The sequence below is a fragment of the Labilibaculum sp. DW002 genome, from assembly GCF_029029525.1.
GTDB lineage: Bacteria > Bacteroidota > Bacteroidia > Bacteroidales > Marinifilaceae > Paralabilibaculum > Paralabilibaculum antarcticum.
The window spans coordinates 255932-261931 of record NZ_JAKJSC010000004.1; the positions used below are offsets into that span (position 1 = coordinate 255932).

Annotated in this window: 7 protein-coding genes; 2 read left to right on the forward strand and 5 right to left on the reverse strand. The window is 32.6% G+C overall.

What is annotated here, in order from left to right; all coding sequences use genetic code 11:
* Positions 1-60 precede the first annotated feature (60 nt).
* Both L3049_RS16395 and L3049_RS16400 read left to right on the forward strand, forming a co-directional pair.
* Positions 61-654 carry a transposase gene (locus tag L3049_RS16395; protein WP_275110902.1) on the forward strand — a complete coding sequence of 198 codons (594 nt, stop codon included), beginning with the start codon at positions 61-63 and terminating at the stop codon, positions 652-654.
* A gap of 7 nt (positions 655-661) precedes the next feature.
* Complete coding sequence (locus tag L3049_RS16400) at positions 662-1591, forward strand: transposase (protein ID WP_275110903.1); 930 nt, start codon at positions 662-664, stop codon at positions 1589-1591.
* A gap of 139 nt (positions 1592-1730) precedes the next feature.
* On the opposite strand, the gene L3049_RS16405 is transcribed toward L3049_RS16400, so the two are convergent.
* The 5 genes from L3049_RS16405 to L3049_RS16425 form a co-directional block, all read right to left on the reverse strand.
* Complete coding sequence (locus tag L3049_RS16405) at positions 1731-2471, reverse strand: hypothetical protein (RefSeq protein WP_275110904.1); 741 nt, start codon at positions 2469-2471, stop codon at positions 1731-1733.
* A gap of 161 nt (positions 2472-2632) precedes the next feature.
* Positions 2633-3091: a hypothetical protein gene (locus L3049_RS16410; protein ID WP_275110905.1), complete on the reverse strand. Its 459-nt coding sequence runs from the start codon at positions 3089-3091 to the stop codon at positions 2633-2635.
* Complete coding sequence (locus L3049_RS16415; protein WP_275110906.1) at positions 3084-3248, reverse strand: hypothetical protein; 165 nt, start codon at positions 3246-3248, stop codon at positions 3084-3086. The genes L3049_RS16410 and L3049_RS16415 overlap by 8 nt, the downstream gene beginning before the upstream one ends.
* A gap of 733 nt (positions 3249-3981) precedes the next feature.
* On the reverse strand, positions 3982-4638 hold the full coding sequence (locus tag L3049_RS16420; protein ID WP_275110907.1) for an energy transducer TonB: 657 nt from the start codon (positions 4636-4638) through the stop codon (positions 3982-3984).
* A 612-nt stretch (positions 4639-5250) separates the two neighbouring features.
* Entirely contained in the window at positions 5251-5967 is a 717-nt protein-coding gene (locus L3049_RS16425) for a hypothetical protein (protein ID WP_275110908.1), read from the reverse strand.
* Positions 5968-6000: the final 33 nt, after the last annotated feature.

Here is a 6000-nt window from a genome sequence, read left to right on the forward strand (position 1 = left end):
ATAAATCTAACAATAATATCTTTACTTTTCAATGATAATGGCATAACTTGTAAATAAAACATGCAAGGAAAGAAGCTTTATCAAGAGAAGTTATTTTCAAGCTTTCAACTCTCACATCGGGTTCCTGAAAATAATTTCTACCGCCGATTAAAAGAGGTTTTAGACTTATCCTTTTTATATAAGAAAACACAATCTTATTATGGCAGTTGTGGACAGAAAAGTATTGACCCAGTAGTTTTCTATAAGCTCTGTTTGGTTGGTTATTTGGAAAATATCATCAGCGATAGAAAACTGATAGAGCATTGTAGTATGCGTTTGGATATTCTTTATTTTCTGGGTTTCGACATTGATGAAGAGCTGCCATGGCACAGTACACTAAGTCGAACTCGCCAGTTATTTCCAGAGGCTCTATTTGAGCAGGTTTTTACCCATGTGCTGAGTATGTGTGTAGAAAAAGGAATGGTGGCTGGTCATACTCAGGCAATCGATTCAGCACCAATAAAAGCAAATGCAAGTATGGATAGTTTGGAGCTAAAAGTTCCAGAAGAGGAGCTGGAAGCCTACCTTCAAAAAGCTCGTTACCAAAGTCGGGAAGATCGTAAACCCAAAGAGAATAAAGCTCCTAAAAAAACAACAAACAATTACAGCAAGTAAGCGAGAGTTGCAGGAGATAAAATCTCGCAATCAAAACTGGCAAAGCAGTCAAGAGCAACGCCCCGGAGCTAGTAACAAAGGAGCCAAGTATACCAGTAACAAAACTCATTACAGTCCCACCGATCCAGATGCCCGAATAAGTGTAAAGCCAGGGAAGGCAAGGAAACTTAACTATCTAAACAATATCAGTGTTGATACTGCCCATCATGTAATCACTGATGTAAAAGCCTATCATGCCGATAAAAAAGACAGTCAATACTTGCAGGATACCACAAAGCGTTTGAAACAAAGGTTAAAAGAACAAGGCTTATTGTGGACTACTCTTTTGGCCGATGCAGGTTACAGTAGCGGAGAAAACTATGCCTTTTTGGAGAAGCAGAACATTGTAAGCTACATTCCCCAGCATGGAACTTATAAAGGCGGACCCGAAGGATTTATCTTTTTTAAAGAAGAAAATTACTGGCTTTGTCCACAGGGCATAAAAGTGACTTTTCGTAAACGAAGAATGGTAAAAAACTCTTTGCAAGATCATTACCTAACCAAACGGAGTGATTGTAAAAACTGTCCGATTAAGCAAAAATGCATTGGTAAAGGTTTTGAGAAAAAGATCGGCATTACCGTTTACAAAGAGCATTATGAGCGAAACAACAAAAGAGTACGTAGTAAAATTGGAAGGAGAATGAAAGGCAAGCGGCAATCAACAGTCGAACCTATTTTTGGAACTTTAACCCAGTTTATGGGGCTTCGAAAAGTCAACACCATTGGAATTGCTCAGGCAAACAAGGTGATGCACATGTCAGCTACTGCTTATAATCTTAAAAAGATGTTGAAGTTTATGAGTAAAACAGCTGAAATAATGACTAATCAGGGAATTTTTCTGTTTTCTTCTTTAAACAGACAATTGGGTCTATTTAGCTCCATTTTAAGCCTTCAATAATTTAGGAATTCAATCCGGTTAGCTTAAAAAAATGAAGCCTTAGAAGCTTGTGAATCACAAACATTTAAGGCTTTTATATTGTACTCATTTAATTTTAGGGAATTGTGCAACGGTTACTTTTGTTAGCGCCTTTTAATCACTAATTTCTAAATGTTCGTTTTACAAAATTTAATTCCATACTAAAAGGTAAACACTTCATAATTGCGAGTTTTCTATCGAATTCTAAAGATGAAAAATCCGTCTTCCAAACTTCTTGAGCTTTCGCATTCCAAATTTCTTGATAAGTTAATCTTACCATAGCCAGAGTTTCTATGTATTGTTTCCAATTTATATTAGAATCTTTATCAAATTGTTCGACATCCGTGTCAAGAACAATTATTAATTTGGAAGACAATATTGTCCCAAAATATTTTACATCAGCTAATTTACGTTGAGGTACTTCATCTTTTGGATGCCATTTATTTAATAATTCTTCAATTGATTTTTTAAGCCCCTCATAACTTAATTTCTTGTTGTTATGAAATGCACCATTGTCTTTTATCGTTATTAAATAGGTATTTTGTTTCTTTAAATAGTAATCCCCACAATCATTGTTTGTGTCTATAAAACCAAACTTAACTTCTCCATTTAATGAATCAAGAATTGGATATTTGGACAAGCTAATTTCAGGACTAAGTCTTACTAATTGGTCTAGTTTTAAAATACAAGAATCAATTATGTCTGCCTTTGGATATTCAAAAGCAAAACTGATCAAATCTTCAATTTTTTCGCTCTGACGAACAGCCTCCCAACTTTCATCCACTCTATTTTTAGAATGAAAATTACACCCTTCGAGTATTATTAGAGTTAAGAATGCTAATATGTATAGTCGCTTTTCCATAATTGGCTATAACGGTCTTGCTAAAATTTGTGGGCGATTTTCAACTAATGCCTTATCAAAGCCGCTACCGTTTTAAGTTGTGTTATATTATCAAGTTGAGCGTCTCCGCCCATTAATTTTAACTTTTGTTAGGCAATCGTTACTTTGTCAATACAATTTAATCAGTCTGGTATATACTGCACCGTATCAACTTTTGGTACTGTATCATGAAGTAGCATAATGGGAACATAGTATTTTCTTTTTCTAACATCAATTCTGGCAGGTGCATTCAATTCCTCATTTGAAAATCGGTACAAAACTTTAGCAATTCCCAAATCTGGATAATATCGGATTACTTCACCTACCTTTTTTGCTTTAACACAACCTATTCCTCTTCTAATACACTCATCTTCAAAATCAGAGCTGCTTTTTTTACCCAAATTCTGATATCGATCAACTAACCAAATTGCCTTTTCTTTGTCTGAGGAGCAAAAAAATTGTTTATGTATATATCCTCGATGGTCTTTATAATAACCATGTTTATAATCTTCTGGTTGGCATGATATTAAAAGTATGAATAAGCAAATAAATGCTCCTAACTTTTTTGAGTATGTATTTATTTTTCCTCTATTTCTATTCATTCAACAATTCGGTTTTATAAAATATTTTCTGGTCAAACTGGGTAATGTTGCCTAACGGTCTTGCTAAAATTTGTGGGCGATTTACAACTACCGCCTTATCAAAACCGCTTACGTTTCTTGTTTTTGTTACATTATCTAGTTGAGCGTCACCGCCCATTAATTTTAACTTTTGTTACCGCCAGTAGTTTATTATTTCAATTTTATCAATTAACGGATATTTTAAAAATAGTGCCTTTACCGCAATAAGAATTGCTGTTATAAAAATCGGAACAATTGGTTTAATTTCAAATACTAGTTTTCTCAATATTAGCAATCTAAGTAGCGTTGAAGCTATGTCAAAAAGAATTATTGATGGATATGGAGTACATGTTGCAAACCCACAGCAATAACCTCCTTTTATAGTCAAGACAAAAAGCCATAATGAAATGTCAAGAAAGAAGAATGTCTTTCGAAATTGAGTTCTGAATGAGAGTACAAGTAACAAGGTTGAAATTAGTCCGACAATGATTGAAGCTTTATCGAAAATATGATCTATAAAATCGTATTGTAGTCCATTTAGATATAAACCAATCAAACCTCCTAAAAGTGTTAATGAGATAAGAGTCTCATAAAGGAATTTAGTCTCATTAAATAATATTTTCCCTTTGAACCGAAACTTGATTAAAAGGAAACAGATTATTGATGGTATTAGAATCTCAAGTATTAACATTCATTAAATTTTATCTCCATTTTGCACTATGTCTTGACTATTGGCGGTAACGGTCTTGCTAAAATTTGTGGGCGATTTACAACTACCGCCTTATCAAAGCCGCCCAGTGTTTATTGTTTTTGTTACTTTATCTGGTTGAGCGTCAACGCCCATTAATTTTAACTTTTGTTATAGCCAGTTTTTATTTAATTTCTCCATATAACCATTTAATATCTACAGGAAAAATATAATGGTATCTCACATTCTCATTTTTAATTTTAGCTGGAATCCATATCGGCATCTTTTTTACAAATTCTCTGACAGATTCATCTAAACTTTTATCAATTCCCTGCTTAATTTCAATACTCGATAGGTGTCCATTTTTTTCTACTATACAACGCACATAAATTTTTCCGGAATATCCGTTGTCTGTTAAAATTTGTGGCATTTGATAGTTCTGCTTAAAATATTTCTCAATAGCTTCAATTGTAGTGTCTACTCTAGCATATTTAAATTCAGGATAACTGTCAACCGTTTTGTAAATCAAAGTGTCAGTTTGACTATTTAGAATCATCAAAGCATGATCAATGAATCTTTTCTTTGGATAAATTAATATAATACCATTCTTGTCGCTATAGATATATTTTTCATGCTCATCTTTAAATAGTTCTATTTTTTCAATCCAATTAGGGTCAATCTTTGCCATTGTTATATTGTCAAGAGGATACCTCATTGTGTCGACAACTAGCATAGACCTTGGTGAATTGTTTTCTTTAAAACTATTATTCTGTCCTCTTTTGTTTTGACCTAAAACCAATGTAGAACAAATTAGAAATATAGAAGTAATAAATAGTTTCATAGTTGTTTTTAAAATTGCCCATAACGTTGAGTATAAGAAACGTAAGTGATTTCGAAGCGCTTACCTGTCAAGTTGTACTGAGCCAAATTTGCGTTTTGACACAAATTTAAAATATTAAACAAACCAGTCAAATCGCAGATTTGGCGGAGCTGATTCAATGTACGAAAGTTCCGTAAACCACTGCCCCACTTATGTTTTTATACATTGTTAGCGGTTGTTATTCCTTAAATTCAACTAGTTCAATCTCTTTATTACTACATTTCAGTCTTTTCTGCTTGTCAACTGATGTTAAAGGTTGAAAATTTGGATAATCATTGTTTTTTTCCTTATATGTCAAAATCTTATTATTCCGAATCAGGAACTTTAATGTCCTGTCTGATTTATTGATATTTAACAATAGACTATCTCCTTGTATTTTGAACTTTCCGCTATAACACTCACTTCCCTCGCAACTTGAAAAATACCAATGAAATTTTAAATTATCTTTTATTATCAACTGTTTTGTTGTGTAGTCATCTGAATAATACCAGAATCCTTTCATATCATTGTCTTTCTGAGATTGAGAGAATAGTGAAAAGCTAACAAATAGGTATATTAATATCAATATGTGTCTCATCTTGTAAACGTATAACTTAACCCAAGTTGTAAAAAATCGTATTTGTCAATTCTGTCATATTTAAGCGCAATACCGATAGTGTTTTTGTACACAAAACTCTTTATGAATCCAGAATATGTAAAATAGTCAAAATAGTATCCAGATGATAATCCTGCATATAGTCTGCGATAAATAAAAACATTACTTAATCCAAGTTCAGCTCCAAAATTTTTCTTGCTATTCAAGTCATGATATGCAAGTTCTAATTTTACAACAAAATCAGTGTTTTTTAAATAAGTCTCTGCTGAAATGTTTAATTCTTGAAATCGAAAATTGCTTAATGAATAATCATAGTCTGAAAATCCAATTGCTATTAAAGATAAATATCTAGGATATTTCCACCCTACATTGATTCCATATGAGTAATCCCTATTAAAATCAGTATTTCCTTGAATTTTAAATACAAAGTCTTCTGAGAAATCCTCAAAATGAATTAAAGGTCTTTCGTCATAACCATTACTAATTTCAAGTCCGAATGTTGAATTAAAATAATCATATTGAGAACCAACAGTAATCCATTTTGTATTATAAAAGTCAAGAGGATTGGTAATATCAGCAAGTATCATGGTAGTATCGGTCTCAATACTGTCATTCTGAACTTGAGCATATAAAATGTCAATTCCAATTAAAAACTGGAAAGTAAGTAAACATATATATAGTTTTCTTTTAATCATCTATGGTTTCGTGACTGTCCTCTAATAACCGCT